Source organism: Nitrospira sp. Kam-Ns4a, from assembly GCF_965152595.1.
Genome location: NZ_OZ224218.1, coordinates 2,955,432 through 2,979,800, shown reverse-complemented (window position 1 = coordinate 2,979,800; position 24,369 = coordinate 2,955,432). Strand labels below are relative to the sequence as shown.

The 24,369-nt window shown below is 66.9% G+C and carries 23 protein-coding genes; 12 read left to right on the top strand and 11 right to left on the bottom strand.

Annotation, left to right across the window (positions count from 1 at the left end):
• The first annotated feature begins 151 nt into the window (after nt 1-151).
• The 5 genes from ACWHYQ_RS14835 (at nt 152) to ACWHYQ_RS14815 (ending at nt 5,987) form a co-directional block, all read left to right on the top strand.
• Nucleotides 152-1,345: a murein transglycosylase domain-containing protein gene (locus ACWHYQ_RS14835; RefSeq protein WP_447972892.1), complete on the top strand. Its 1,194-nt coding sequence runs from the start codon at nt 152-154 to the stop codon at nt 1,343-1,345.
• Between the two features lie 42 nt (nt 1,346-1,387).
• A complete protein-coding gene (locus ACWHYQ_RS14830; protein WP_447972891.1) occupies nt 1,388-2,236 on the top strand; it encodes an LPP20 family lipoprotein in 849 nt (282 codons plus the stop codon).
• A gap of 22 nt (nt 2,237-2,258) precedes the next feature.
• Nucleotides 2,259-3,302 carry an LPP20 family lipoprotein gene (locus ACWHYQ_RS14825; protein WP_447972890.1) on the top strand — a complete coding sequence of 348 codons (1,044 nt, stop codon included), beginning with the start codon at nt 2,259-2,261 and terminating at the stop codon, nt 3,300-3,302.
• A 3-nt stretch (nt 3,303-3,305) separates the two neighbouring features.
• Entirely contained in the window at nt 3,306-5,177 is a 1,872-nt protein-coding gene (locus tag ACWHYQ_RS14820) for a CHASE2 domain-containing protein (RefSeq protein ID WP_447972889.1), read from the top strand.
• A 393-nt stretch (nt 5,178-5,570) separates the two neighbouring features.
• Complete coding sequence (locus ACWHYQ_RS14815) at nt 5,571-5,987, top strand: hypothetical protein (protein WP_447972888.1); 417 nt, start codon at nt 5,571-5,573, stop codon at nt 5,985-5,987.
• On the opposite strand, the gene ACWHYQ_RS14810 is transcribed toward ACWHYQ_RS14815, so the two are convergent.
• The 3 genes from ACWHYQ_RS14810 to ACWHYQ_RS14800 are packed head-to-tail and all read right to left on the bottom strand — an operon-like array spanning nt 5,929 to nt 6,886.
• Nucleotides 5,929-6,279 carry a hypothetical protein gene (locus tag ACWHYQ_RS14810; protein ID WP_447972887.1) on the bottom strand — a complete coding sequence of 117 codons (351 nt, stop codon included), beginning with the start codon at nt 6,277-6,279 and terminating at the stop codon, nt 5,929-5,931. The genes ACWHYQ_RS14815 and ACWHYQ_RS14810 overlap by 59 nt on opposite strands.
• Entirely contained in the window at nt 6,242-6,559 is a 318-nt protein-coding gene (locus ACWHYQ_RS14805) for a hypothetical protein (RefSeq protein ID WP_447972886.1), read from the bottom strand. Before ACWHYQ_RS14805 ends, ACWHYQ_RS14810 begins: the two co-directional genes overlap by 38 nt.
• Nucleotides 6,560-6,595: 36 nt before the next feature.
• Nucleotides 6,596-6,886, bottom strand: coding sequence for a hypothetical protein (locus tag ACWHYQ_RS14800; RefSeq protein WP_447972885.1), 291 nt, complete (start codon nt 6,884-6,886; stop codon nt 6,596-6,598).
• 517 nt (nt 6,887-7,403) lie between these two features.
• Here ACWHYQ_RS14800 and ACWHYQ_RS14795 point away from each other — a divergent pair.
• Nucleotides 7,404-7,688: a PDZ domain-containing protein gene (locus tag ACWHYQ_RS14795; protein WP_447972884.1), complete on the top strand. Its 285-nt coding sequence runs from the start codon at nt 7,404-7,406 to the stop codon at nt 7,686-7,688.
• Nucleotides 7,689-7,945: 257 nt separating this feature from the next.
• Here ACWHYQ_RS14795 and ACWHYQ_RS14790 read toward each other — a convergent pair whose 3' ends face one another.
• Together ACWHYQ_RS14790 and ACWHYQ_RS14785 are read right to left on the bottom strand one after the other, a co-directional pair.
• Entirely contained in the window at nt 7,946-8,143 is a 198-nt protein-coding gene (locus tag ACWHYQ_RS14790) for a hypothetical protein (protein ID WP_447972883.1), read from the bottom strand.
• Nucleotides 8,144-8,202: 59 nt separating this feature from the next.
• The gene (locus tag ACWHYQ_RS14785; protein ID WP_447972882.1) at nt 8,203-8,352 is read right to left on the bottom strand and encodes a hypothetical protein; all 150 of its coding nucleotides are present in this window, start codon (nt 8,350-8,352) and stop codon (nt 8,203-8,205) included.
• 64 nt (nt 8,353-8,416) lie between these two features.
• On the opposite strand from ACWHYQ_RS14785, the gene ACWHYQ_RS14780 reads away from it, so the two are divergent.
• From ACWHYQ_RS14780 to ACWHYQ_RS14760, 5 genes are read left to right on the top strand one after another with little or no spacing between them, the layout of a single operon-like run.
• Nucleotides 8,417-9,652 carry a flagellar assembly protein T N-terminal domain-containing protein gene (locus tag ACWHYQ_RS14780; protein WP_447972881.1) on the top strand — a complete coding sequence of 412 codons (1,236 nt, stop codon included), beginning with the start codon at nt 8,417-8,419 and terminating at the stop codon, nt 9,650-9,652.
• A gap of 25 nt (nt 9,653-9,677) precedes the next feature.
• On the top strand, nt 9,678-10,625 hold the full coding sequence (locus ACWHYQ_RS14775; RefSeq protein ID WP_447972880.1) for a CsgG/HfaB family protein: 948 nt from the start codon (nt 9,678-9,680) through the stop codon (nt 10,623-10,625).
• 11 nt (nt 10,626-10,636) lie between these two features.
• On the top strand, nt 10,637-12,778 hold the full coding sequence (locus ACWHYQ_RS14770; protein ID WP_447972879.1) for a CHASE2 domain-containing protein: 2,142 nt from the start codon (nt 10,637-10,639) through the stop codon (nt 12,776-12,778).
• Between the two features lie 20 nt (nt 12,779-12,798).
• Nucleotides 12,799-13,311, top strand: coding sequence for an SH3 domain-containing protein (locus tag ACWHYQ_RS14765; RefSeq protein ID WP_447972878.1), 513 nt, complete (start codon nt 12,799-12,801; stop codon nt 13,309-13,311).
• Complete coding sequence (locus ACWHYQ_RS14760; RefSeq protein WP_447972877.1) at nt 13,292-14,179, top strand: M48 family metalloprotease; 888 nt, start codon at nt 13,292-13,294, stop codon at nt 14,177-14,179. The genes ACWHYQ_RS14765 and ACWHYQ_RS14760 overlap by 20 nt, the downstream gene beginning before the upstream one ends.
• Nucleotides 14,180-14,199: 20 nt before the next feature.
• Here the strand turns inward: ACWHYQ_RS14760 and ACWHYQ_RS14755 are convergent, their stop codons facing one another.
• The 6 genes from ACWHYQ_RS14755 to ACWHYQ_RS14730 all read right to left on the bottom strand — a co-directional run bounded on the left by ACWHYQ_RS14755 (nt 14,200) and on the right by ACWHYQ_RS14730 (nt 22,720).
• Nucleotides 14,200-16,512 carry a GspE/PulE family protein gene (locus ACWHYQ_RS14755; protein WP_447972876.1) on the bottom strand — a complete coding sequence of 771 codons (2,313 nt, stop codon included), beginning with the start codon at nt 16,510-16,512 and terminating at the stop codon, nt 14,200-14,202.
• Nucleotides 16,513-16,640: 128 nt separating this feature from the next.
• Nucleotides 16,641-18,350: a proline--tRNA ligase gene (locus tag ACWHYQ_RS14750; RefSeq protein WP_447972875.1), complete on the bottom strand. Its 1,710-nt coding sequence runs from the start codon at nt 18,348-18,350 to the stop codon at nt 16,641-16,643.
• Nucleotides 18,351-18,444: 94 nt separating this feature from the next.
• Nucleotides 18,445-19,836, bottom strand: coding sequence for an RIP metalloprotease RseP (gene rseP / locus ACWHYQ_RS14745; protein WP_447972874.1), 1,392 nt, complete (start codon nt 19,834-19,836; stop codon nt 18,445-18,447).
• A 28-nt stretch (nt 19,837-19,864) separates the two neighbouring features.
• Nucleotides 19,865-21,025 carry a 1-deoxy-D-xylulose-5-phosphate reductoisomerase gene (locus ACWHYQ_RS14740; RefSeq protein ID WP_447972873.1) on the bottom strand — a complete coding sequence of 387 codons (1,161 nt, stop codon included), beginning with the start codon at nt 21,023-21,025 and terminating at the stop codon, nt 19,865-19,867.
• A 17-nt stretch (nt 21,026-21,042) separates the two neighbouring features.
• Nucleotides 21,043-21,906 carry a phosphatidate cytidylyltransferase gene (locus ACWHYQ_RS14735; protein ID WP_447972872.1) on the bottom strand — a complete coding sequence of 288 codons (864 nt, stop codon included), beginning with the start codon at nt 21,904-21,906 and terminating at the stop codon, nt 21,043-21,045.
• A gap of 16 nt (nt 21,907-21,922) precedes the next feature.
• Nucleotides 21,923-22,720 (bottom strand): isoprenyl transferase, encoded by a 798-nt coding sequence (locus ACWHYQ_RS14730; protein WP_447972871.1) that lies wholly within the window; start codon nt 22,718-22,720, stop codon nt 21,923-21,925.
• 198 nt (nt 22,721-22,918) lie between these two features.
• On the opposite strand from ACWHYQ_RS14730, the gene tldD reads away from it, so the two are divergent.
• Nucleotides 22,919-24,358 (top strand): metalloprotease TldD, encoded by a 1,440-nt coding sequence (gene tldD / locus ACWHYQ_RS14725; protein ID WP_447972870.1) that lies wholly within the window; start codon nt 22,919-22,921, stop codon nt 24,356-24,358.
• Nucleotides 24,359-24,369: the final 11 nt, after the last annotated feature.

The following is a 24,369-nucleotide window of genomic DNA, read 5'->3' as shown; positions in this document are numbered from 1 at the left end:
ATGTACGTACGCCGTTCGGCGTACTCCAAAGGGGTTGTGTTTTCTCCGAAACTCGCCTAGCATGAGGCGTCCTCCTACTCTCGCGACGGCGTGCTGTCGGCGGCGGCGACCGTGAGCGTGTCGACCGGGGGCCCGCACCGGTGAGGTGAGCATGGGGATTCAGCGGCGAGCTCCACCCCTCGTTGTGTGGCTGGCGGTCTGCGCGGGGACAGTCGCCGGGCCGGGGGCGCCGGCGGTCCTGGCCGGCGATCCTCTTGAGGAAATCCAGCAGCGGTTCGAGCAGCGGCAACGCGAGGGGGCCGCGGCCCTGGACAGCATGGGCGCGCGCTTCCGGGACCTCCGCGCGGCCATGGAGGCGGAGTGGGCCCGGATGGAACGCGAGGTGGAGGCCCGGTGGCAGCGCCAGAAGCAGGAGATCGAGCGTCGTTGGGGGGAGGCCGTCCGGTCCACGAAGAAGGAGTGGGTGGACTACTCCCCGTCCTACGAGACCCGGAGCATCGTCAATTTTGAAGAGGGCACCCTGGAGGTCACCACGCTGGTCCCGCTGTCCGAGCTGGGGCAGCAGAAGATTCCGCTCGCGGCGCAGGGGGCCGTGGCCGAGCAGCTCGACCGGGTGCTCGCCCAGCCCGGCGTCCAGGGCAAGGCCGTCCTGGACGGGCAAGTGCTCAACGGGGCCGGTCAGCCGGTCACAAAGCAGAACCGGGAGGCCTTTGTCCAGCGGGAGGTCCTGCCCGCCCTCGAAGTGGATCGAAAGCCGATGCACTCGCCCGACGGTGTGGAGCGGGCCAAGGTGACGGCCAGGGTCAAGCTGGTCCCCGACCACCTGCAGAAGCGGGCGCGCCAATACGGCGATCTCGTGTTGCGGGAGGCCCGGCGCCACAAGCTGGACCCGCGGCTCGTGTTCGCGGTCATCCAAACGGAGTCTTACTTCAATCCCAAGGCCCAGTCGCCGGCGCCGGCCTACGGGTTGATGCAGCTCGTGCCCCGGGCCGCTGCCCGGGACGCCTACAACATCCTCTACGGCCAGGACCGCGTCCTCGATCCGGACTACCTCACCGATCCGGCGCATAACATCGAGCTGGGCGCCGCCTATCTGTGGATGCTCATGACGAAGCTGTTCGCCGACCTGCCGCCTGGGGAGAAGCAACTATACGTGGTCGTGTGCGCCTACAACTGGGGGCCGGGGAACATCCGGGACAAGATCCTCAAGCGAGTCCGAATCCAGGATCTCTCCGAGCCGCAGGTGTTCGCGCTGCTGAGCGAGCGGACGCCGGCGGAGACGCGGAACTATCTCAAGCGGGTGACGGAGCGGCGGGCGCTCTACGAGGACCTGGTGCGGCGCTGACGGCACCGAGGGCACGGAGAAGGGGGGCAGGCGATGAGCGGGATGCGGAGAGGGCGGGGCGCGGGCTGGGCGCTCGCGGGGATCGTGCTGTGCGTCGGCGCCGCGTCGGCGCAGCTCGCCGGGCGGGTCGGCGACGTCATCGAGCCCCTGGGCACGAACGTCAACGTGGACTGGACCCAGGGGGTGATCACGGCCACCGGGCTGGGCGCGCCCCCGCCGAACGCGGTCAATCCCGCCCAGGCCCGGGCCATGGCGAAGCGCGCGGCCTACATCGTGGCCACGCGGAACTTGCTGGAGATGATCAAGGGCGTGCGCGTGGACTCGGCGACCTTGGTCGAGAATTTTATCGTGACCAGCGACGTCATCAAGACCCGCGTCGAAGGGTTTGTGCGCGGCGCGCAGGTCCTGCGCGAGCAGGTCAACCCCGACGGCTCGGTCGAGGTGCTGGTGGGAGTCCGGCTGAACGGCGACCTCGCCAACACGCTGCTGCCCAGGGAGACAGGCGGCGGGGCGCCGCTCCCCGTGGTCCCAGACCAAGCTCCTTCCGGTCCGGTCTATACGGGCCTGATCGTGGATGCCCGGGGCACCGGCGTCCGTCCCGCGATGGCGCCGAAAATCCGCAACGAGGACGGGCGGGAGGTGTACGGGGCCGGGTTCGTCGGACGGCAGTACGCGGTCGAGCAGGGGATGGTGGGCTACCTCAAAGACGTGATGGCCGCGCAGGGGAACCCGCGCGTGACGAACCGGCCGTTGCTGGTCAAGGCTGTCAAGGCCGATGGGCCGAATCGGACGGATCTGGTCATCAAAAACAGCGACGCGCAGATCCTGCACGGGACGAAGGAACACCTGGGGTTCCTGGAGAAGGCCCGTGTCGTGGTGGTGGTGGACTAGCCTGCGCCGCGAAGGAGGAGCCGTGGACCCAGGACAAACCGAACGAAGCCGGTCGGGATGGACGGGGCCGCTGCTCGCGGCGTCGTTGTGCCTGGCCTCCCTGGTGAGTTCCGGTGTGCCCGCCGACGGTCAGGCGGTCGCCCTGAGCGACGCGGTCGAGCCTGTCGGGAGCGGGACCATCAACTGGTCCACCGGCTGGGTCAAGGCCACGGGCCTGGGCGCGCCGCCGCCCAACGCCACCCCCGGCCAGGCCAAGGCCATGGCCGAGCGCGCCGCCCAGGCTGTCGCGCTCCGGAACCTGCTCGAGGTCGTCAAGGGTGTCCGGGTGGACTCCGTGTCCCTGGTCGAGAATTTCATCGTCAAGAGCGACGTGATCAGGACGCAGGTGAGCGGGTTCGTGCGCGGGGCGCAGGTGGCGAAGACCGACTATCAGCCGGACGGCGCCGTGGAGGTGACTGTCAAGGTGCCCTTGTACGGAGTGGACTCGCTCATCACGCCGTTTCTCGACGAGAAGGGAATCCGTCCACAGGAGGTCGGCCCCAACGCGCCGGGCGAGGAGGGGGCGACCGGACTGGTCATTGACGCGCGCGGGCTGGGCGTCAAGCCGGCCTGCCTGCCCGCCATCCTCGATCCCGAGGGAAACATCGTCTACGGACCCCAACATGTGGACCGCGGGTTCGCGCAAAAGGAGGGAATGGCGCAGTACAGGACGGCTCCTCCGGAGGCCAACTTGTCCTCGCTGTTCGGGGACGCGGTCCTGGTCGTGCGGCCGGTGCAGGGGGCGCCGGCGCCGCCGCGGGAGGGGCGGAGGCCGCTTAAGATCAAGGGCTCGGGCCAATCCGGCCCGCTCGCGGCCAACGTCATGATCAGCAGCGAGGACGCAAAGAGGATCCGGGAGGATCCCCGGCTGGCCGCGGCGCTCCGGAAATCACGCGTGGTGATCGTCACGGACCCGTTGATCGGCGGCATCAAAGGCCAAGTGCCGGACGAGTCGCTCCTGGCCGGTCTCGGCCGGGCTTCCTCCGTGACCCCAGGCCGTGTGCCGGGCCAGACCCGGACGGAGTGATCCGTGGACGGCGGGAGCGTCGTCCGCACGTGGCTCGGGCGGGAGCCGGTCCAGCGAGCGCTCTTGAGCGGCGGCGTCACGGCCCTGGTGCTCGCCCTTTACCTGCTGGGGACCTTCGAGTGGCTGGAGCTGTGGTCCTACGATCTGCGATACGCGTGGCTCCCGGCGGAGCCGCTGGCGACCCCCGTCCTTCTGGTCCGGATTGACGAGGAATCGGAGGCGCGCCTGGGCGTGCAGGCCAAGGGGATCAGCCGTGCCTTCTATGCGGAGGCGACGCGCCGCCTCGCGCAGGCCGGGGCCACGCTGATCGCCTTCGACATCGTCTTCGCGGGAGAGCGCGACCCTGAAGAGGACGCTGCGCTCGCCGAAGCGATCGCGGAGGCCGGCAACGTGATCCTGGCGCGCTACATCGGCGAGAGGAGCCACAACATCCCCCTGCCGCTGTTCAGCCGAGCCGAGCTGGGCGAGGCCAGCATCAACGTCGAGCTGGACCGCGACGGGGTCCTTCGCCACGTCCCCCTGATCAGCCTGGATCTCTCCGAAGGGCTCCCGGGTGAGCCGTTTCTGGCCATGGGGCTGGAGGTCGCCCGGCTCTACGTGGATCCCGACAGCGCCCACGAGCTTGACCTGGACGATCCATCGGAGGTGCGAATTGGCCCGCTGCGGGTCCCAGTGCGCGACGGCCGGATGCGCATCGCGTTCCACGGCCTTCCCGGCACCTTCCCCCGCCTGCCCTTCTGGCGGGCGGCGCTGGGCGAGTTCGCGCCGGAAGACGTCCGGGGCAAGATCGTGCTGATTGGGGCCTCCGCGCCCACGCTGCACGACTACTACCAGACGCCCTACACGGCGCGGCGCGTCCAGGTCCTCGCAGGTGACCCGGGGGAGATCCGCGGCGTGCGCATGGACGGGTTCGAGATCCATGCGAATGCGATCCAGACGATCCTCTCCGGCCGGTACGTCCGGCGAAGCGCGGACTGGTTGGGCCTCGTCCCGGCGCTCGTGGTCGCTGTGGGCCTCGTGAGCTTCCTGCTGTTTCAGACGCGGAGCCGCTCCCTGCTCCTGACGGCGCCCCGGTTCGGCCTGCTCCTAGGGCCGGGCCTCGCCGCTTACCTGCTGTTCTGGCGGTGGCGCTACTGGCTGGACGTCGTCCCGCTCTATGCGCTCGCGGCTCTGCAGTACACCGCGGCGGTCTCCCACCAACGGTTCCTCGAGGCGCAGAAGCGGCGGGAGATCCAGGCCATGTTCGGGCGCTACGTGTCCGCCCGGGTCGTGGCCCAGCTCGTCAAGAATCCCGAGCTGGCCAACCCGAGCGGCCGCAAGGAGCGGCTGACGGTGTTCTTCTCGGACGTGCGCGGCTTCACCAGCATGTCCGAGCAGATGGAGCCGCTCGAGGTCCAGCGGCTGCTGGGCGAGTACTTCACCGAGATGACGCGGATCCTGTTCACGCACGGCGGCACGCTGGACAAATTCATGGGGGACGCGGTAATGGCCTTCTTCGGCAACCCCGAGCCGCAGCCGGACCATGCCCTGCGAGCCGTGCTCATGGCCTTGGAGATGCAGGAGGCGATCGAGGCCCTGAACCGGAAATGGGCGGCGGAAGGCCGCCGGACCATCGGCGTCGGGATGGGCATCAATACGGGCGAGGTCACGGTCGGCAACCTGGGCTCCAAGGACTTTCTCGATTACACGGTCATCGGGGATACGGTGAACCTGGCCTGCCGGCTCGAGCAGAACGCGAAGGCTGGCGAGATCATCATCACCCAGACCACTTACGACGAGGTCAAGGGCGCGGTGGAGGTGGTGCCCCTTGAGCCGATTCGGGTGAAGGGCAAGAGCGAGCCGATCCCGATCTACCGGGTGTTCGGGCGGCAGTAAGGTGAAGGCATGACCCGCTCAGAAAATAGGGCGTCTGGCAGGCTGGCCCGGCCCGCCCTGCTCAGGCGCTTCGGCTCGACCGCACCAAGCGTCGCATCTGCTCGGCTGCGGAACTCGCCCCGTCAGAGGCTGTCCGAGACGGCGCTCGAACAGTCCTCGCCGTCCGCCTGTGGCGGACCGCATCGGCTCGCTAAGTCGCGGTGCCCTCGCCTCCGCGATTCGCGATGCAGACCGGGCCATCCTGCCAGCAAGTCCTGGCTCATGTTCATCTCTGTGCGGATGGGGCGCGGGCTCATGGCGGCCTGCTCAGAAAGTGCCTTCCCTGGGTAAGGGGAGGCGAGGTGGGGTAGAGGTGGCGAACGCTCTGGCTGTTGTGAAGTAGGAGTGGGAGCCATGTTCAGCAAGAGAGTGACAGCGATGTTTATAGCGCTGTTCATGCTCGGCAACGTGTCGTCTTGGACGGCCGCTGATCTGGAAGAAGGGGTCAAAGACCTGGCGGGCAAGATCACCAAGAGCATGATCGAAAAGGGCACGCGCAAGATCGCCATTGTTGATTTCTCTGATCTCAATGGGAGCGTCACCGCCCTCGGCCAGTTCATGGCGGAGGCATTGACGACCCAATTGTTCATGCTAGCGCCGGGAAAATTCGAAATCGTCGAGCGCCGGCAACTGCTCAAGCTGGAGGAAGAACTGATCCTGGAGGTTGTCAAGTCTTTAGTTGAAATTACTGCGTGGCTCCTGGTTGTGCCTGTCAGGCCGCCACCTGCTCGTGCTGTGTGGCGGCCTGTTCTGCGTCAATGGTCTGGATGACCGCCGCGAGGTCTTGCCACCCGTTCACGCGCCGGAACCCTTGTTCCGCATTGAGGCACACGGCCGCCACCCAGCGCTGCGCCATGACGCACCCCCGAGACCGCTTGAGATGCCCTTCACCGTCCCGGACCGTCGAGAACAACCTCTCGAGGGGAGTGGTCGAGTGGAGCGTCTTGCGCAACCGGGCCAGCACCCGCAGCCGGTGCAGGGGGAGGAGGTCCTCGAACGCTTCGCGCCGCGAAGCAGCGGCGGATTCATTGAGCCGGCGCAGCCACGGCTCCACCTCCAGCACCAGGACCTTGGCCGCCGCAGCCCCAGACGCGCTGGTGCCCCTCCCGGTCAAGCCCGAGCGCGATGACACAGGCCGCGCCCCCGCGATGCATGGGATCGCGGAACAGGGCCGCCGGCTGGCAGGCGGCCAGCGCCCGCTCGTTGAAGTCCTTCAGGGGCTGGGTTGTCCCCTCGCTCAGGTGCCCCGAGACCGCCGGGGGCGAGCCCCCCACGGCCTGAGCCGCTTCCACCACCGTCTCGCGAGACCGCCGGGTTGCCAGGCCCCGGAGCCCCGTGCCCAACAACACTTCCGAGCAGGCCCCCCGGTCTTGGAGTTTCTAGTAGAGGGCCCGCAAGATCTCCCCCACCGGCCTGCGCAGGCGTGGACGCATCACTGGCACGTTTTGATCGCCGCTACAAACCGAGCCCAGTTGGGCCTCCCACTTGTGCCACCCCGGCGCCTTGGGGCGATAGGCCGGGCCCGCCTGCTCCACGCGGTCCAGGTCCAGAATCGTCTCCGCCAGCAGGCGACCCCGCTCCACGAGCAATCTGTCGAGGCCGGCTTTGCCCGGCTGTCTGATCTGGGACATCCGGTCCGCCAGCCAATCCCGGCCCCGGAGGGCTTTCAAGACCTTCGTCGTGTGCTTGCGCGGTCTGGTTACAGAGTTCATAAGGTTCAGAAGGAGAACACGGACCGAGAAGTGGACGCGGTGAACCTCGAGATCCTGAACCTCATCTGAGGAAGCCAGTTGTGGTGGAGGGGATTGGCGAGTGCATGATGCACGAGAACATCACCCCGCGGCCTGCAAGGAGGCCGCTCTCCTCAGGGCCAAGCAGGCTGTGGTCGAGAAAGGCGGCAAGAGCCTTGTGCTGTCTCTCTCGGAGGTGAGCCTGTTCGAATTGGAGAAGGATGAGATTCGGCCGGAGGCTCACGTGCAAATCCGGCACAGGGAGATCCTGCAGCCGCCCACGAGAGTTCCTGAAGGAGAGTTCGGAAAGTATGTTGCCAAGATTCGTGCCGTCGTGCAGAGCCTTGCGCAGGCTGGACCTGCCGGTGGGACAGCCAAGTCGCCAGAATCTGCTCGGCCTGTGCCTCCCGGTGAGACAGCCAGTGGTCCTCAAGTTGCGGCATCTTCTGAGAAAAACGTGCTCGCAGCGCTGGGGGTCCAGCCGCTCGATCCCTCGACGATGAGCCAGCTCAACCTGCCGAGCAAGACGACCGGGGTGGTCATCAACCACGTGGAGCCGGGCAGCCCGGCGGAAGCGGCAGGCCTGCAGCGCGGCGGCGTGATCCAGGAGGTCAACCGCGAGGTGGTGAAGTCCCTGGAGGACTTCCAGCGGATGGCGAGCAAGATCAAGAAGGAAGAGATGGTTGTGCTGCTGCTGAGCCGCCAGGGCAACAACCTGTTCGTGGCGGTGGACCCACGGTAGGGCGGCGAGACCAAGATTTCCAAAGTGCGATGGTGACAAGGAGTCTCGTCACGGGGTTGCATCCGTCTCAGAAGGCGGAGGCAGCCACAGGACTTGATTGGAGAGGTCGGTGACTTGAGAAAAGAGGGAGAGGCTACTTTTCAGTTTTCCAGCGTACTGCAACTACAGCGGCTTGTGGGGATGATCCTCTTTGTACGCGACCAGGACGCCGAATCCGGCAAGAATCAGCAGACCGGCGAGGATGAAGTACACGCCCATCATGGTGCCTCCTTCTTGGGAGGAATGACGTAGAATGCGGCGACTCCCAGCACAACAAAGACGACGGCGATCAGAAGCCCGCTCAGTGTGGTCAGCGTGTTCGTCAAGAATCCGCCGATCAGTCCGACCGTGGCGAGATACTTGGCTACATCCAGTAATGTGCGGCCTAGCTCCCGTCGCCGATCCTCATGTCTCACGAGGCTACTGTAGCACGGTTCGAGGGCCTCATGCCATAGAGGCACGACAAAGTGCAGCCTCACCGCGCCGATTTGGCGTGAAGGCCGGGATTGAGCGTCTCATGCTCGGCGATCTCGCGGTCAATCACTTCGCGGTGATCGTAGTAGGAGGAGAGCGCGTCATGAATCGCCGCGAGAGTCAGATGGGGATAGTGCTGCTCTCGTGGCAATTTCTCGTGCGGGCGAGACGGCCGGCCTGGCCTGACGTCGGGCTGGAGACCAAGGGAGGCGCGGATGTGGGATAGACGTGTGAACGGAAGCGGGGTGCTGGCGATCATGGTCCTGTTCGGCCTCCTCTGGCCGGCGGTCGGCCTGGCGCAGAGCCAGACCGTGACGACCGAGGGTGTGGCGGGCATCCAGGGCGGGGACCAGGGACTTGCTCGGGACAACGCGCTGCGCGACGCGCTGCGCAAGGCGGTGGAACAGGCGGTCGGGACGATGGTCGCCTCCGAGACGCTGGTCGAGAACTTCGTCACCGTCCGGGACCACATCCTGTCCAAGAGCCAGGGCTACGTGCAGAGCTACAAGGTCGTCAAGGAGGGCGCGCAGCGGGACCTCTACTTGATCACGATCGAGGCGACCGTCTCGGTCGGCAACCTGAAGAACGACCTCGCGGCCCTCGGGCTGCTCCAGGCACGGGCCGGCAAGCCCCGGGTGCTCTTCATGATCGCTGAGCAGAACATCGGCCAGGAGCTCGCCATCTTCTGGTGGAGTTGGTGGGGGCGGGGTGGGACGGAGTTCCGCGGTCAGAGTGTGGAGATGGCGGTGTCCGAGACCGCCATGAAGGAGGAGTTCCTCGGCAAGGGCTTCAACGTCGTGGACCTGTCCGCCTCGACCGGCACGTTCGAGATCGCGAACGCCTACCGGATCGCGGACTTGACCGCGGACGGGGCGCGGATGTTCGGAAAGAAGCTGAACGCCGAGGTGGTGGTGATGGGCAAGGCCCTGGCCAAGGAGGGGCCGCGGCTGCCGGGCAGCGCGGTCGGCTCCTACCTGGCGGAGGTGCTGGTGACGGCGATTCGCGTGGACAACGGCCAAGTCCTGGCCTCCGCGCGCGGCTCGGGCGTGGCGCGGCACGTGGCCCAGCACACCGGCGGAAACGCCGCGCTCGAGAAGGCCGCGCGGGACGCTGCAGGCAAGCTGATCGAGCAGATCGCCAGCAAGTGGACGGCGGAGACGTCCGGCGGCCAGCTCATCCAGGTGACCATCCGAGGGCTGGCCGGGATGAGAGACCTGGTCAAGATCAAGGAGTTCCTCCAGTCCCAGGTCCGCGAGGTGCGGACGATCATCCAGCGCCGGTTCGAGGGCGGGGTGGCGGTGCTGGACGTGGACGCGCAGGCGTCGGCGCAGCAGATCGGCGACGAGCTGGCCAAGAAGGACTTCCCGGGTTTCGACCTCGATGTCATTGGGGCGACGGCGAACACGCTGGAGGTCGTCGCGGCCCGCAAGGGCCCGCCGGGGCCGCAATGACGGACAACAGAAAGGAGGCGGTGCCATGGTGAGGAAGAAGGTTCGAGCCGTCGTGGCACTCGGTCTACTGGCGCTCGCGGGGTGCTCGCCCACCATGAGCGGGCAGGTCAAGGAGGATGTGAGCGTCACCGGACAGACGCAGAGAGTGGAAGCGGCGGGGCTCCAGTACAGCGGGCCCCAGTACACCGTGGCGATCATCAAGTTCGCGAACAAGACGCCGTCGAAGGTGCTCAACCTCGGGGGGGCGGCGACCGACATCCTGCGGACACTGGTCAAGAGCGCGGGCCTCGAGCCGATTGACGTGACCGAGGACGCGATGCGGCAGCAAGAAGAGCTGATTCGGCTCCAGCAGACCGGCGCGATCAAAGCCGGCAAGAAGGACGCGGCCGAGGGGTTCGAGTCCGTGGACTACCGGATCCAGGGGGCGATCACGGCGTACTCCGAGGTCGAGGAGGGGATGGACCTCGCCCTGGCCGGCAGCAAGACCCAGATCGCCCGCGTGCAGGTGGATTACTCGCTCGTGGATGTCGCCTCCGGCAAGAGCCTGCTGGCCGAGTCCGGGATGGGGGAGTACCGGAAGGGGACGACGCAGATCCTGGGCATGGGCGGCCGGTCCACGGCCGACGTGGGCCTGCGGGATGGGGCGCTCCGCGACGCGCTTTCGAAGGCCATGGAGAAGATGATCGCCAGGCTGAACGCCCAGCCGTTCACCGGCCGGGTGCTCGCCCTGGAAGAGCAGACGGTCATCATCCGGGCCGGCGAGAAGTCCCGGCTCGCGCCGGGAACGAAGCTCGGCGTTTTCCGGCTGGGGCAGGACCTGATTGATCCCGACACAGGCCGCTCGCTCGGGAAACGCGAGAAGCAGATCGGCGAACTCGTCCTCGCCAACCACCAGAACGAGCGGGTCTCCGAAGCCCGGATCACCGCGGGCACGGGCTTTCAGGCTGGCGATCTCGTCCGGGTTGTGCGATAACAGCGGAGGTCATGTCCCTTTCGACGCTCCTGGAGCACCGGTACCGGACCGCCGTCGCCATCGGCCTGGCCGTCGGGCTGCTGGCGCCGCCGCTCTCCTTCCTGGGGCCGATCCAGACCGTCGAGCTAAAGAGCCTGGACCATCGCTTCCGCCTCCACGCCGATCCCGCTGCCGCGTCCAAGGACCTCGTGCTCGTCGCTGTGGACGAGGCCAGCCTGGAGACGTTCGGCCGCTGGCCCTGGCCCCGCGACCGGCACGGCTATCTCGTCCAGTACCTGAACGAGGCCGGCGCCAAGGCCATCGTCTTCGACATCCTGTTCATGGAGCCGGACCGGAGCGAGGAGGAGTTCGACCAGGTGTTCGCCGACTCGGTCGCCGCCGCCGGGAACGTGTTCCTGCCCGTTCTGCTGGACGAGGCGGCGGCCTCCCTGCCCTTGGGCCAGCCGGGCAAGGCGCTCATCCCCCTCGATGGGCCGGAACGGCCCGCGTCGGCGACCGCTTTGGGGCCGCCGGGGTTCAAGCTGCCCATCCCTGCCCTGGCCGAGGCCGCCCGTGGTCTCGGGTTCATCAATTTCGATCCCGATCCGGACGGCGTGTCCCGCCGGGTGAGACCGGTGCGGGTGGCCCGGGGCGGCGATGCGATGCAGCTTGCGACAGCCGTCGCGCGGTTCCTGCTCGGGGCTGAGCGGGCGCAGGTGGAGGCGGACCGCTTCACGCTGGGGCGGGCGAGCGTGCCTCTGACCAGCGAGCAGGCCATGGTGCTCAACTGGCACGGCACGCTCGCCCAGCGGGCCTATCCCTCCTATTCCGCCGGGGCGGTGCTCCGATCGTACGCGGAGCGGCAGCGCGGCGAGCAACCGTTCCTGGACCCGGCCCTGTTCAAGGACAAGATCGTCTTCATCGGGACGACGGCTGCGGGCACCTACGACCTCCGGGCGATCCCCCTCGAGCCCTTCACCCCAGGGGTCCTGATCCACATGACGGCCCTCGACAACCTCCTGGCCAGCGATGCGCTCCGCCACGCGCCGTGCTGGGTGCTGGCCGTCACGTCCCTGGTCCTCTGCCTCGGGCTCGCCTTCGGCTTCGCCGTGACGTCGCGCACGGCCCTCAAGGTGGGTCTCGTGCTCGCCGCCGCCCTGGCCTACTACGGCGTGGCCAGTTACGCCTTCATCCGGCACCAGCTCTGGCTGGACCTGGTAGTGCCCGAAGGTGCCCTGGCGCTGACCTATACCCTGTCCGCCACGGCGGAATACCTGCGCGAAGGCCGGCAGCGCCGCCTGCTCCGCTCCGCCTTCGACCGGTACATGGCGCCGGAGGTTGTGGATGAGATCATGCGGCACCCGGAGTCGGTCAAGCTGGGCGGAGAGAAGAAGGAGCTGACCGTGTTCTTCTCCGACGTCGCCGGCTTTACGAACATCTCCGAGCAGTTGTCGCCGGAGGTACTGGTGGAGGTCATCAACCAGTACCTCTCGCTCATGACGGGCGTCATCCTCCGGCACCGCGGCAACGTGAACAAGTACCTCGGGGACGGCATCATGGCCATCTTCGGCGCGCCCCGGGGGGACCCCGACCATGCAGTCCAGGCCTGTTTCGCGGCCTTGGATGTGCAGGCTGCGCACGAACCGTTAAACCGGGACCTGGTGGCGAAAGGGTTCAAGCCCCTCACGACCCGGATCGGCATCAACTCGGGTCCCATCGTCGTGGGGAACATGGGCTCGCAGGTGCGGATGGAGTATACGGCGATGGGGGATAGCGTGAACCTGGCCTCGCGGCTGGAGGGGGCGAACAAGTTCTACCACACGCTGATCTTGCTGGGGCCGCGGACCTATGAATTGGCGTGCGGCGAGATCGAGGCTAGGGAAGTGGACCTCCTGCGGGTGAAGGGGAAAGACCAGCCGGTGGCCGTCTATGAGCTGATGGGCCGCAAGGGGTCGCTGAGCGACACGAAGCGCCGGCTGGTGGACCGGTACCTCGAAGGCCTGGCAGCCTACAAGCGGCGGGACTTCCGGTCGGCCTTGGAGCGCTTCACCGAGGCCTTGGCCCTTGATCCTGCGGACGGAGTGTGTCAAGTGTATCGGGACCGCGCCAGGGGCTACCTGGCGGTCCCGCCTCCAGAGGGCTGGGACGGGGTCTACGAGCTGACGAGCAAATGATGAGGGAGGGCGGATCCGGCGTGAGTGCTTTGTTGCGTCTGGCGGTCCTGAGTTGCTGGGTGCTGACCCTGTCGGCGCTGCCCCCGGTGAGCGTGTGGGCCGAAACGGTGTACGTGCAGAGCAAGACGGCCAAGCTCCGGGCCGGGAAGACTTCTCTGGATAAGGAGGTGGCGGACCTTCGCTTCGGCGACGCGCTGACGGTGCTCAAGCGGGAGGGGCAGTGGCTGCAGGTGCGCACGGCCGACGGGCAGACCGGCTGGCTCTTCGCCAACAAAGTGAGCGAGACCAAGCCGAAGGGTGACGACACCACCCTGGCCGCTCTCGGGAAGAGCTTCCGGCAGCGCGAGGCGTCGGACGTCACGGCCTCCGCCGGCGCGCGCGGGCTTGACAAGGTCTCGGAGGACTATGCGATCCGGTCGGGGATCAAGCCGCAGGACCGCGCGGCAGTGGACCGCATGGCGACCTATCAGCTCACCGACGCCGAAGTCGAGGCCTTTCTCAAGGAGGGAAAGCTTGGCGAGTACGGCAACTGAACGGACGCGCCGTGGTCTCGGCTCGGCGGCGCTCGTCCTTGTGACCCTGAGCCTGGGAGGATGCGCGGAACTCCAGCAGGTGGCGGAGGGCGTGGCCCAGCAGTCCGGCGATCCGCGGCTCGTGGGGGTCGTGAGGGGCGGCAGCACGCTGATCAGCGGGCTCCTCCCGATCGGCTACGAGGAGGAGCAGTCCATCGGGCAGGCCATCGCGGTGCAGGTGGTCGCCTGCTACAACGGGGTCTACGATAGGCCAGAGCTGACCCGCTACGTCAACCTGGTCGGGCAGGCGGTCGCGATGACCAGCGACCGCCCCGAGATCCCCTATCGCTTTGCGGTGCTCGACCACGACTCGATCAACGCGTTCGCCGCCCCGGCCGGCTACATCTTCGTGACCCGCGGGCTGCTCGCGCAGGTGAAGAACGAGGCGGAGCTGGCCGCGGTCCTGGGGCACGAGATCGGACACGTCAGCCAGAAGCACATCCTGGCGGTGATTCAGCGGAGCAAGCAAATCAGCGGGATCACGCAGGCAGGCCTGGCGTATGCGAACCAGAATCCGGAGGCTTTCAAGGGGATCATTGACGTGGCGGTCAAGAAGCTGCTCGACGAGGGGCTCGACCAGGACAAGGAAGTCGAGGCGGATGTGCTGGGGGCGGTCTTTGCGGCCCGCGTGGGCTATGACCCGGGGGCCTATGTCTCGCTGCTCAAGCGGCTCCGGGACCTGAAGGGGGACGATCCGGCGTTCTTCAAGACCCATCCGAATTTCAGCGCCCGCATCGCCGCGGTCGAGCAGGGACTGGGGGAGCGGGGCATCCGCCCGGGCGGGGCCTTGCTGCCGGACCGGTTCGCGAAACAGGTCAAGCTCTGGTAAACGCCCCGGGTGATCCGCCCCTACTTGATCGCCACCGCCTTGACTTCCTTGTAGGTCGTGTGGCCCTGGAGCACCTTCTGGATGCCGTCCTGGACGAGGGTGGTCATCCCTTCTTCGATCGCCACCTGGAGCATGTCCTCGGTCTTGGCCTTCGCCTGAATCAGCCGCTTCATCCGGTCGGTCCCGACCAGGAGCTCGTGCAGAGCAAGCCTTCCCTTAAATCCTGATTTGTTGCAGGCTTCGCAACCTTTTCCACGGTAGAGCTTGAAGTTCTGATCGTAGCCGATGCCGATCTGCTTGGCCCAGAGGTCAGGACCGTACCCATGGACCAGTTCCTCGTACTCCTCCTGGGCAGGGTGATAGTCCTCCTTGCACTCCTTGCAGATGCGGCGAGTGAGCCGCTGGGCCAGCACGCCGAGCATCGCATCCGCGAAACTGAAGGGGTCGCACCCCATGTCCAGCAGGCGGGTCACCGTCTCGACCGCGCTGTTCGTGTGCAGGGTGCTCAGGACCAGGTGCCCGGTCAGCGAGGCCTCGATCCCGGTGTCGGCCGTCTCCTTGTCGCGCATCTCGCCGACCATGATGACGTCGGGGTCGGCCCGGAGGAAGGCGCGCATCGCCGTGGCGAACGTGAATCCGATCTTGGGTTGCACCTGGACCTGCCGGAGCCCGTACTGGGTGATCTCGACGGGATCCTCGGCCGTCCAGATCTTCATGTCCGGCGTATTGATGTAGCCGAGCACCGAGTGCAGGGTGGTCGTCTTCCCGGAGCCGGTCGGTCCGACGCAAAGGATGATGCCGTACGGCTTCTCCGCCATGGCCTTCAGTTCCCGTAGATTGCGCTCCGAGAACCCCATCTTCTCCAGCGGCAACGGCTCGCTGGCCGCGAGGATGCGCATGACCACGTCCTCGTTGCCGGGACCGGCGGTAGGGATGGTGGCGACGCGCAGCTCGATCTCCTTGTTGTCGGCCATCCGGAACTTGATCTTGCCGTCCTGAGGCTTGCGCCGCTCGGCGATGTCCAGGTTGGACATGATCTTGAAGCGGGACACGATCGCGCGCCGGTAGCTGGGCGGGATTTTCATGTACTCGAAGCAACTCCCGTCCACCCGGAAGCGGACGATCGTCTCCTTCTTCTCGCCGTACGGCTCGATGTGGATGTCCGAGCTGCCCATCCGGTACGCGTCGGTGATGATCTGGTTGGCCAGCTTGACGATGGCGTTGTCGTTCTCGCTGACAACGCTGACGCCCACCTCTTCCTGTTGGATCTCCGACGCCTCGGTCTGGAGTTGCTCGATGATCTCCGAGAGGGCGCCCTGGGGGGAAGCGGCCTCGGCGGCGCCCGTGGCGGCGTTGAGGAACTGCAGGATGTCCCGGCGGAGCCCCACCGCGAACCGGAGGCTCTGGCCGGGGAAGATCCGCTTGATGTCCTGCACCTTATCGAGGTCGTTGGGGTCGTCAATGAGGATCTCGACGGCGCCCTTGTCGCGGCGGATGGGTGTCCAGAAGTTCTTCCGCAGGTAGTCGGCGTTCAATGGCTTCAGCAGCTCCGCGTCAATGGCGAGGCGGTCGCTGTACTCCACGTAGGGACAGCGGTAGAACTGGCTGAGGGATTTGCCGATGTCTGCCTTGGAGACCTTGTACTTCTCGGTCAGCAGCGTCTCGATGTCGGTGCCGCCCCGGCGAGCTTCGGCGATGGCCGTGTCCAGCTCGCTCTGCGTGATGAGGTTGTTGGAGACGAGGTAATCGAACTTCGTCGGGGTTTTCTTCGCCAGCTTGCGCAGGTTGTAGAACGCAATGCCGAGCGCTTTGGCGATCTCGGCGACGGACTCTTCGTCCTTTTTGGTGAAGCGCCCGCCGCTCTTCTTGTTCAGGAGCTGGAGCACCCCCATCAGGTACTTGTTCTCGGCGACGATGGGGTAGGTGAGGACCTGCTTGGTCTTAAAGCCGGTCTTTTTGTCCCAGGAGGCGTCGTGCGAGAGGGAGGGGCTCAACTTGGCCAGTTCCTGCCTGTCGTAGGCGTCCGCGACGCTGACGGGACGGAGATACTTGGCTGTGAACCCGACGAGGCTCTGTTCGTTGATCGGGACGCGGATCTTCTCAATGCCGTCGATGTGCGGCACCTTGGAGAAGACCTCCTTCTTCTCGGTGTCGACGGCGTAGAGGGTGAGGTTCTCCGCGTCGAACACGCTGAGCATCTCTTTGTGGAGGTCGAGGAGAATCTGGTCCAGATCCTTGGCCGCGTGGATGAGGTTGGTGATGCGTTTGACCTGCTCGGCGTACGCGACCTTCTGCTGCAGCTCTTGGAGGTGCTCCGGCAGGACCTTCTCCATACGGCGACCCTCCTGTCCCGGCGAGCGTCCGGACTGCTATAGCCTAGGCGCAAACCGGGCGGAACGCAAGGGGGAAGAAGGTGCTGGCACGGACTGTCGGCTGGCAGGCGGGCGGGCGGGTTCGATCGTCAGAGGCCAGCGGCGCGGCACCGATCCTGGATCCAGGCGAGCGCCTGGTTGGGGACTAGCCGCGCCACCTCGCCAGTTCGGCGCGTCTTCAGCTCGACCTGGTTCTGGGCCAGGCCTTTGTCCCCAATCACAAGCTGATACGGGGCCCCGATCAGATCCGCATCGTTGAACTTCACCCCCGCCCGTTCGTCGCGGTCGTCCCACAGGACCTCGATCCCGGCCCGGAGAAGCTGCGCGTAGAGCGATCGCGCGGTCTCGACGACCGGGGCTGACTGGCTCAGCGGCAACAGGTGGACATGGAACGGCGCGATCGGGAGCGGCCAGATGATCCCCTTCGCGTCGTGGTTCTGCTCGATGGCCGCCGCGGCAGTCCGCCCGATGCCGATGCCGTAGCAGCCCATCACCGCGAGCTGCTCCTGGCCCCTGGCATCGAGGAACGTGGCGCCCATGGCCTTGCTGTATTTGGTGCCAAGCATGAAGACGTGCCCGACCTCGATCCCCTTGGCGACCTTCAACCGCCCGCCGCCGCGCGGCGAGGGGTCGCCGGCTTGGGCGTTCCGCAGGTCGGCGAACGTGTCCACCGTGAAGTCCCGGTCCCAATTGCAGTCCACGTAATGCGCGTCCGCCTCGTTTGCGCCGACCACGAAGTTCCGCAGGGCCTTCACCGCCTGGTCCGCCAGGAAGCGGATCCCGCGCAGGCCGACTGGACCGGCGAAGCCGACCGGCGCCCCGGTCGCGGCCGTCACGGCCTCTGGTCCGGCCAGCTCGACGTCCTGGACACCCAGCAGCTTCTTGAGCTTGACCTCGTTGACCTCATGGTCGCCGCGGACCAGGACCGCCACGGTCTCCTGGGGCGTCTTGTAGAGCAGGGTCTTCACCAGGCGATCCGGTGTGGTCCGCAGGAGCGCCGTGACCTCCTCGACCGTCCGGGCGCCCGGTGTGGGGATCTTCCGGAGCGGGCGGGGCTCCTCCGACGAGGACTCGGTCGGCGGAAGCGCCTCCGCCCGCTCCACGTTGGCCGCGTAGGCACCCTCCTCGTCGTAGACGATCGTCTCTTCGCCGGTCTCCGCCAGCACCATGAACTCATGGGAGGATGTGCCGCCGATCAGCCCGGTGTCCGCTTCCACGGCCCGGAACGTGAGCCCGCAGCGGGTGAAGATCCGGTGGTAGGCGTCGTACATCTTCTGGTAGCTCAGCTTGGCGCCCTCCTCGTCCCGATCGAAGCTGTAGGCGTCCTTCATGATGAACTCGCGGCCCCGCATCAATCCGAAGCGCGGCCGGATCTCGTCGCGGAACTTGGTCTGGATTTGGTAGCAGTTCAGCGGGAGCTGCCGGTAGGAGCGGACCTCCCGCCGGATGAGGTCGGTGATGACCTCCTCGTGTGTGGGGCCTAGGCAGAAGTCCCGCTCGTGGCGGTCCTTGAATCGGAACAGCTCCTTGCCGTAAAAGTCCCAGCGCCCGGTCTCTTGCCAGAGCTCGGCCGGCGAGGCGATCGGCAGAAGGACCTCCTGGGCGCCCGCCCGGTTCATCTCCTCGCGGACGATGGCTTCGATCTTCCGGATCACACGGAGACCTAGTGGCAGATAGGTGTAGATCCCGGCGGCGACCTTCCGGATCATTCCGGCCCGCAACATGAGCCGGTGGCTGACGACCTCGGCTTCGCCCGGGTCGTGGCGGAGCGTCGGGATCAGGAGCTCGGAGGCGCGCATGGGTTCTCTTGAGCGAAGAGCGAACCGCCGGCAGCGAGTAGCGAACATCCTGACGCGGCTCGCTGTCGGCTATGTGCTACCGGCTGCTCGCTCGTTAATGCGAGATGAGGCGTTCGATATCGTTCCAGAAGGCGAACACCATGATGCCGACCAGCAACAGGAGGCCGACCTGTTGTGCGATCTCCCGCTGGCGTTCGCCCAGCGGCCGCCGCAGCACGGCCTCGATGACAAAGAAGAGCAGGTGCCCGCCGTCCAGGATCGGGATGGGCAGCAGGTTCAGCACGCCGAGGTTGATGCTCAGGATGGCGATCAGGAAGACGACGCTGGAGGTGCCTTGCGCCGCCGCCTCGCCCGAGATGTTCGCGATGGTCAAGGGCCCCCCAATGTTCTTGCTCGAGATCTCGCCTGCCAGCATCTTGTAGATCCCGACGACCGTCAGCTCGGTCCAGCCCCAGGTTGCCTCCGCGCCGCGGAGGACCGCCACGAGCGGATTGGCCGCGCGGACGACCGAGCGGCCCGGTCCCGAGATGCCGATCTTCCCGACCTCGACTGTTTTCCCGTCCACGACCGCCTTCTCCGGGACCGGGGTGACCGTCAGCGTCAGCAGGGCGCCGTCGCGCTTGATCTGGAACCGGAGCGGCCGATTCGGGTTGTCCCGCACCAAACTGGTCATCTGCGACCAGGTGCGGATCTCCTGATCCTCGATGCGGATGACCCGGTCGCCATCCCGGAACCCGGCGACCATCGCCGGGGAGCCGCTCATGACCGCGGTCACGACCGGCGCGGTCTCCTCGATCCCGATCTGATAGGTCCCTGCCTCCTTCCCCTGCTCCTGAGCGGGCGCGGCCGTTGGGGTCACGACGATCGTTTTCACCTGCCCGCTGCGCCGCACGTCGAGGGTCAGTGGCTTCCCTTCGCTCCTGGCAATGGCCTCGAGCAGCTCGGTCCGGGTCGAGATGTCCTTGTCGTTCACTCGGAGGACCCGGTCGCCGACCAGGATGCCGGCCTGCTCCGCTGGCGAGCCAGGCTTGATGGCCTCCACGTCCGGGGTCAGGTCCTTGAACGTGGGCACGAACAGCGGCGCGCCGGTCGCGAGCCAGCCGGAGAAGATCAGGAAGGCCAGCAGGAAGTTGAACCCGGGGCCCGCGGCGACGATGAGCATCTTGCGGGGGAGGGCCTGGTGGGCGAAGGAGCGCTGGCGCTCCTCGGGAGTCTGGGCGTCGGCCTCCTCCTCGCCGAAGAGCTTGACGTAGCCGCCCAGGGGCACAGCGGAGACGAGGTATTCGGTTTCGCCGATGTGGCGCCCGACGAGCTTGGGGCCGAAGCCGAGGGAGAACTTGAGGACCTTGACGCCGACCAAGCGCGCGGCCAGGAAGTGACCGAGCTCGTGAAAGGAGATCAGGACGCCGAGCACGATCAGGAACCACCAGGCTTTCTTGATCAGCAGCCACAGCGCGTCCGGCGCGACGACGAATTCGGCTAGCACGGGCAAAACTCCTCGGCTCTCTCGGTGATTATCGGGCCAGCTTGCGGACCAGCGCGCTGGCCTTCTCGCGGGCCCACCGGTCGGCTTCCAGCGCGTCCTCGATCGCGGTCACCTCGCGGGGCCGATGGGCATCCATGGTCTGCCTGATGACCTCCGCGATGTCCAGGAAGCCGATGCCTTCCTGGAGGAAGGCGGCCACCGCCGTCTCGTTGGCCGCGTTCAAGGCGGCGGCCATGGTGCCGCCGATCTCGAGTGCGTCGTACGCTAGCCGGAGGCACGGAAACCGGTCGTGATCGGGCCGGTGAAACGTCAGCTTGCCGATCGCGGCCAGGTCCAGGGGCGGCGGATCCAGGGGCACGCGTGCCGGATACTCCATCGCGTAGGAGATCGGCGTGCGCATGTCCGGGAGCCCGAGCTGGGCGATCACGGACCCGTCCCGGTATTCTACCAGAGAATGCACGATGCTTTCCCGGTGAATCAACACCTCGATCTGGGTCGCCGCGATATCGAAGAGCCAGCGCGCCTCGACGACTTCCAGGCCCTTGTTCATCAACGTGGCCGAATCAATGGTGATCTTGGCGCCCATCTTCCAGTTGGGGTGCTGGAGCGCCTGCGCCGGCGTGACATGACGCATCTCCTCGCGGGAGAGCCCCCACAGGGGGCCGCCCGACGCGGTCAGGATGAGCCGGCGGATGTCCCCGCGGCGGTGGCCTTCCATGCACTGGAAGATGGCGCTGTGCTCGCTGTCTACGGGAAAGATGCGCACGCCGCGCTTGTGCGCCTCGTCCTGCATGAGCCGGCCAGCCATGACCATCGGCTCCTTGTTGGCTAGGGCCACCGGCTTGCCGGCCCGGATCGCAGCCAGGGTCGGGACCAGCCCGGCCGCCCCGACGATGGCCGAGATGACCATGTCCGCCTCGGGCAGCGCCGCGACCTGCGCGATGCCGGCCTCGCCCGAGAGGATCTCGATCCGGAGGTCCCGGCACCGGTCTCGTAGCCGGGCCGCCGCATCCTCGTCGGAGAGCGCGACCGCGATCGGGCGGAAGGCGCGGAGCTGCTCCTCCAGCACCGTGTCCTTGCTGCCGGCGGTCAGCCCGACGACCCGGAAGCGGTCGGGGAACTTGGCGACGATGTCCAGCGTGCTCGTCCCGATCGAGCCCGTGGATCCGAGGACCACGATCTGTTTCATGGAGGGGCCTCGCATGGCTACGCTGCTCCTTTCACCAGCGTCATGTAATAGTAGAAAGCCGGCGCCGTAAACAGCAGGCTGTCCAGCCGATCCAGCATGCCGCCGTGTCCCGGGATCACCGTTCCCGTGTCCTTCACGCCGGCCCCGCGCTTAAGGGCCGATTCGGCCAGGTCGCCGGCGACGCCCGCGACCGTCAGCAGCAGGCCGGTCGCTAGACAGTCGGCGACGCTCAAGCCCGGGAGAAACCAGATCCGGGCAAGAAAGGCTGCCCCCACAGCCAGGGCGAGCCCTCCGACCAGGCCCTCCACGGTCTTGTTGGGGCTGAGGACCGGGGCCAGCCGATGCCGCCCGAAACCCAGGCCCGCGTAATAGGCGCCCGTATCGCTTGCCCACGTCACCAGGACCAGGAAGAGCACCAAAAACTCACCGTCCGCGAGCGCGCGTGTGAGCAGCACGTGGCCGAGCGTGAGCGCGACGTACAGCACGCCGAACGCTACCACGGCCGAATCCGCCAGGCTCTGCCTGAGATCCTGGGTCGAGCGGAGCCGGTGGACGAGCACGGCGACGACGGTCAGCACGAGCACGGTTCGTTCGGCGATCAGGCCGGGCCACTGCAGGCTGGTCAGCAGGAGCACAGCGGCGCCCAGACCCAGCGCCGGAGCGGGGGTAGCGCGCGCCTCGCGGAAATGCAGCCGGTAGAACTCCGACAGGGCCAGCAGCGCCGCCGCCACCACCAGGAGGAACAACGCCAAGGGCGGAAAGTAGCGGACCAGGAGGTAGAACAGCGGGATGAAGACCAGGGCCGAGTACACGCGCCGAGGGTCCATCCGTCGGACGGGCGCCGGCACCGCGGCCGCCGTCTTCGCCTCTGCTTGGTGCACCCAACGGTACCCCGTCTTACAGCCGGCGCGGGGGGAAGACGGTGCTCGAGAGGCGTCCGAACCGTCGGTCCCGCTTCTGGTATTCCAGGAGGGCCAGCAAAGCCTCGCGGCGGCGAAAGTCCGGCCAGAGCGTGGGGGTGAAGTACATTTCCGTGTAGGCGAGCTGCCAGAGGAGGAAGTTACTAATCCGCGCCTCCCCGCTGGTCCGGATCAGGAGATCCGGGTCGGGCAGGCCGTGGGTCGAGAGGTAGCCCTCCAGCAGGGCTTCGTCAATTTGCTCGGGCTGGACGCGCCCCTCTTGGCAGTCCCGCGCGAGCCGCTGGACCGCGTCCACGATCTCCGACCGGCCGCCGTAGCTCAACGCCACGTTGAGCAGCAGCTTGTCCAGGTGAGCGGTCTCCCGCTCGACCTTCCGGACCCAGTTGAGCGCCGAGGAGGGGAGCGAGTCCACGCGGCCGATCGCCCGGAAGCGCGCGCCCTTCTCGATCAGCGCCTCCAGCTCGCTCTGCAGGTACTGCTCTAGCAACGCCATCAGCGCGTTAATCTCGCTGGCGGGACGCTTCCAGTTCTCCTGGGAGAAGGCGTAGATGGTGAGCGCGCCAATGCCGAGGTCGCGGCACACCGTGATCACCTCGCGAACTGACTTGATGCCCTCGGCGTGGCCAGCGATGCGGGGCAGCCCCCGTAGCTCGGCCCAGCGGCCGTTGCCGTCCATGATGATTGCGACGTGCCGGGGAAGCTGATCCGGATCCAGGAGCGCCTGGAGCTCCGTTTCCGACAGGTGCTCGACGCTCGTCTCGGTGCCTTTGGTCATACGGACGTGGCTCAGTCCCGCCTCATGAAGTGGCAGAGGGGTTGCGAGTTTCCGAAAGGGTCGCGTAAGTCTAATCGGCGAAGCCCGAAAAGTCAAACGGTATGTGGTGTGCCAGCGGCCCGGCCGCGGCACGTTGCGCCGGTGCGAAGCGATCGGCTATACTCCCGGCAGGATATGGAAAACTATTGAGGTGGCGGTGTGACCCCAGCGAGCGGAACCGCGGATCTGACAGTGTTCGGGCTCAGCGACCGCGAGGTGCAGCAGGCGTTGGGGAGGCTGGGCGTGCGCGGCGTGGACTACGCCGACCTCTACTTCGAGGCCCGAGTCTCAGAGTCGATTTCGATGGAGGAGGGGATCGTCAAGCGCGCGGTCAAAAGCGTCTCCCAGGGAGTCGGCGTCCGCGCCACGGCGGGCGAGAAGACGGGCTTTGCCTATTCGGACGAGCTGACCCGGCGCGACCTGGAGATCGCGGCCGATGCCGCCCGCTACATCGCCAATTCGCCCCACGGGGACGCCCCGGTGCCCGTGACGCACCGGGTCAAGCCGGCGCGCGATTTGTACCCGTTGGCGCACTCCGTCGCCGAGATCGCGACCGGGGAGCGCGTGGAGCTGCTCAATGCGATCGACGCCGAAGCGCGCCGGTACGATCCGCGGATCAAAAAGGTGATGGCGTCGTTCAACACGGAGCACAAGCAGGTCGTGGTGGCGACCTCCGAGGGCCTGGTGGTGGGCGACGTGCAGCCGTTGCTCCGTCTGCAGGTCACCTGCATCGCTGAGGAAGGGACCAATCGCCAGGCCGGCACTTTCGGGGGCGGAGGGCGCGTGGGGCTCGCCTTTTTCCTCGAGGGCGACCGCGCGCTGCGTTACGCCCGCGAGGCGGCCAGACAGGCGATCGTCAACCTGGACGCGGTCGAGGCGCCGGCCGGCGTCATGACGGTGGTGCTCGGAGGCGGCTGGCCCGGCATCCTGCTCCACGAGGCCGTCGGCCACGGCCTCGAGGCGGATTTCAACCGGCGCCAGACCTCCGCGTTCACCAACCTGCTCGGCCAGCGGGTGGCCTCGGAGCTCTGCACGATCGTGGACGACGGGACGATCCCCTTCCGGCGGGGCTCCCTCAACATGGACGATGAGGGGACCCCGACGAGCCGAACGGTCCTGATCGAGCGGGGGATTCTCCGCGGGTATCTGACCGACCGCTTGAACGCGCGGCTCATGGGCATGCCCCTGACCGGCAACGGCCGGCGCGAGAGCTTTCAGTGCATTCCCCTGCCGCGGATGACCAACACGTTTATGCTGGCCGGCGACGCCGAGCCCGAGGATATCATCCGATCGGTCACGCGCGGGCTGTACGCTAGGTCGTTCGGAGGCGGCCAGGTGGACATCACAAACGGGAAGTTCGTGTTCTCGGCGAGCGAAGCCTATCTGATCGAGGATGGCCGGGTCACGCGGCCGGTCAAGGGCGCCACCCTGATCGGCAACGGGCCGGAGATTCTAACGCGCGTCTCCATGGTAGGCCACGACCTGGCGCTCGACGAAGGCATCGGGACCTGCGGCAAGGAAGGCCAATCCGTCCCGGTCGGGGTCGGCCTGCCGACCATCCGGATAGACGAGATTACGGTCGGCGGCACGCGCGCGTAAAAGCCATGGCC

Coding starts and splice junctions, on each gene's coding strand:
- ACWHYQ_RS14835 (WP_447972892.1), top strand. CDS start 152: ATGGGGATTCAGCGGCGAGCTCCACCCCTCGTTGTGTGGCTGGCGGTC.
- ACWHYQ_RS14830 (WP_447972891.1), top strand. CDS start 1,388: ATGCGGAGAGGGCGGGGCGCGGGCTGGGCGCTCGCGGGGATCGTGCTG.
- ACWHYQ_RS14815 (WP_447972888.1), top strand. CDS start 5,571: ATGTTCAGCAAGAGAGTGACAGCGATGTTTATAGCGCTGTTCATGCTC.
- ACWHYQ_RS14780 (WP_447972881.1), top strand. CDS start 8,417: ATGTGGGATAGACGTGTGAACGGAAGCGGGGTGCTGGCGATCATGGTC.
- ACWHYQ_RS14775 (WP_447972880.1), top strand. CDS start 9,678: ATGGTGAGGAAGAAGGTTCGAGCCGTCGTGGCACTCGGTCTACTGGCG.
- ACWHYQ_RS14770 (WP_447972879.1), top strand. CDS start 10,637: ATGTCCCTTTCGACGCTCCTGGAGCACCGGTACCGGACCGCCGTCGCC.
- ACWHYQ_RS14755 (WP_447972876.1), bottom strand. CDS start 16,512: ATGGAGAAGGTCCTGCCGGAGCACCTCCAAGAGCTGCAGCAGAAGGTC.
- ACWHYQ_RS14750 (WP_447972875.1), bottom strand. CDS start 18,350: ATGCGCGCCTCCGAGCTCCTGATCCCGACGCTCCGCCACGACCCGGGC.
- ACWHYQ_RS14740 (WP_447972873.1), bottom strand. CDS start 21,025: ATGAAACAGATCGTGGTCCTCGGATCCACGGGCTCGATCGGGACGAGC.
- ACWHYQ_RS14730 (WP_447972871.1), bottom strand. CDS start 22,720: ATGACCAAAGGCACCGAGACGAGCGTCGAGCACCTGTCGGAAACGGAG.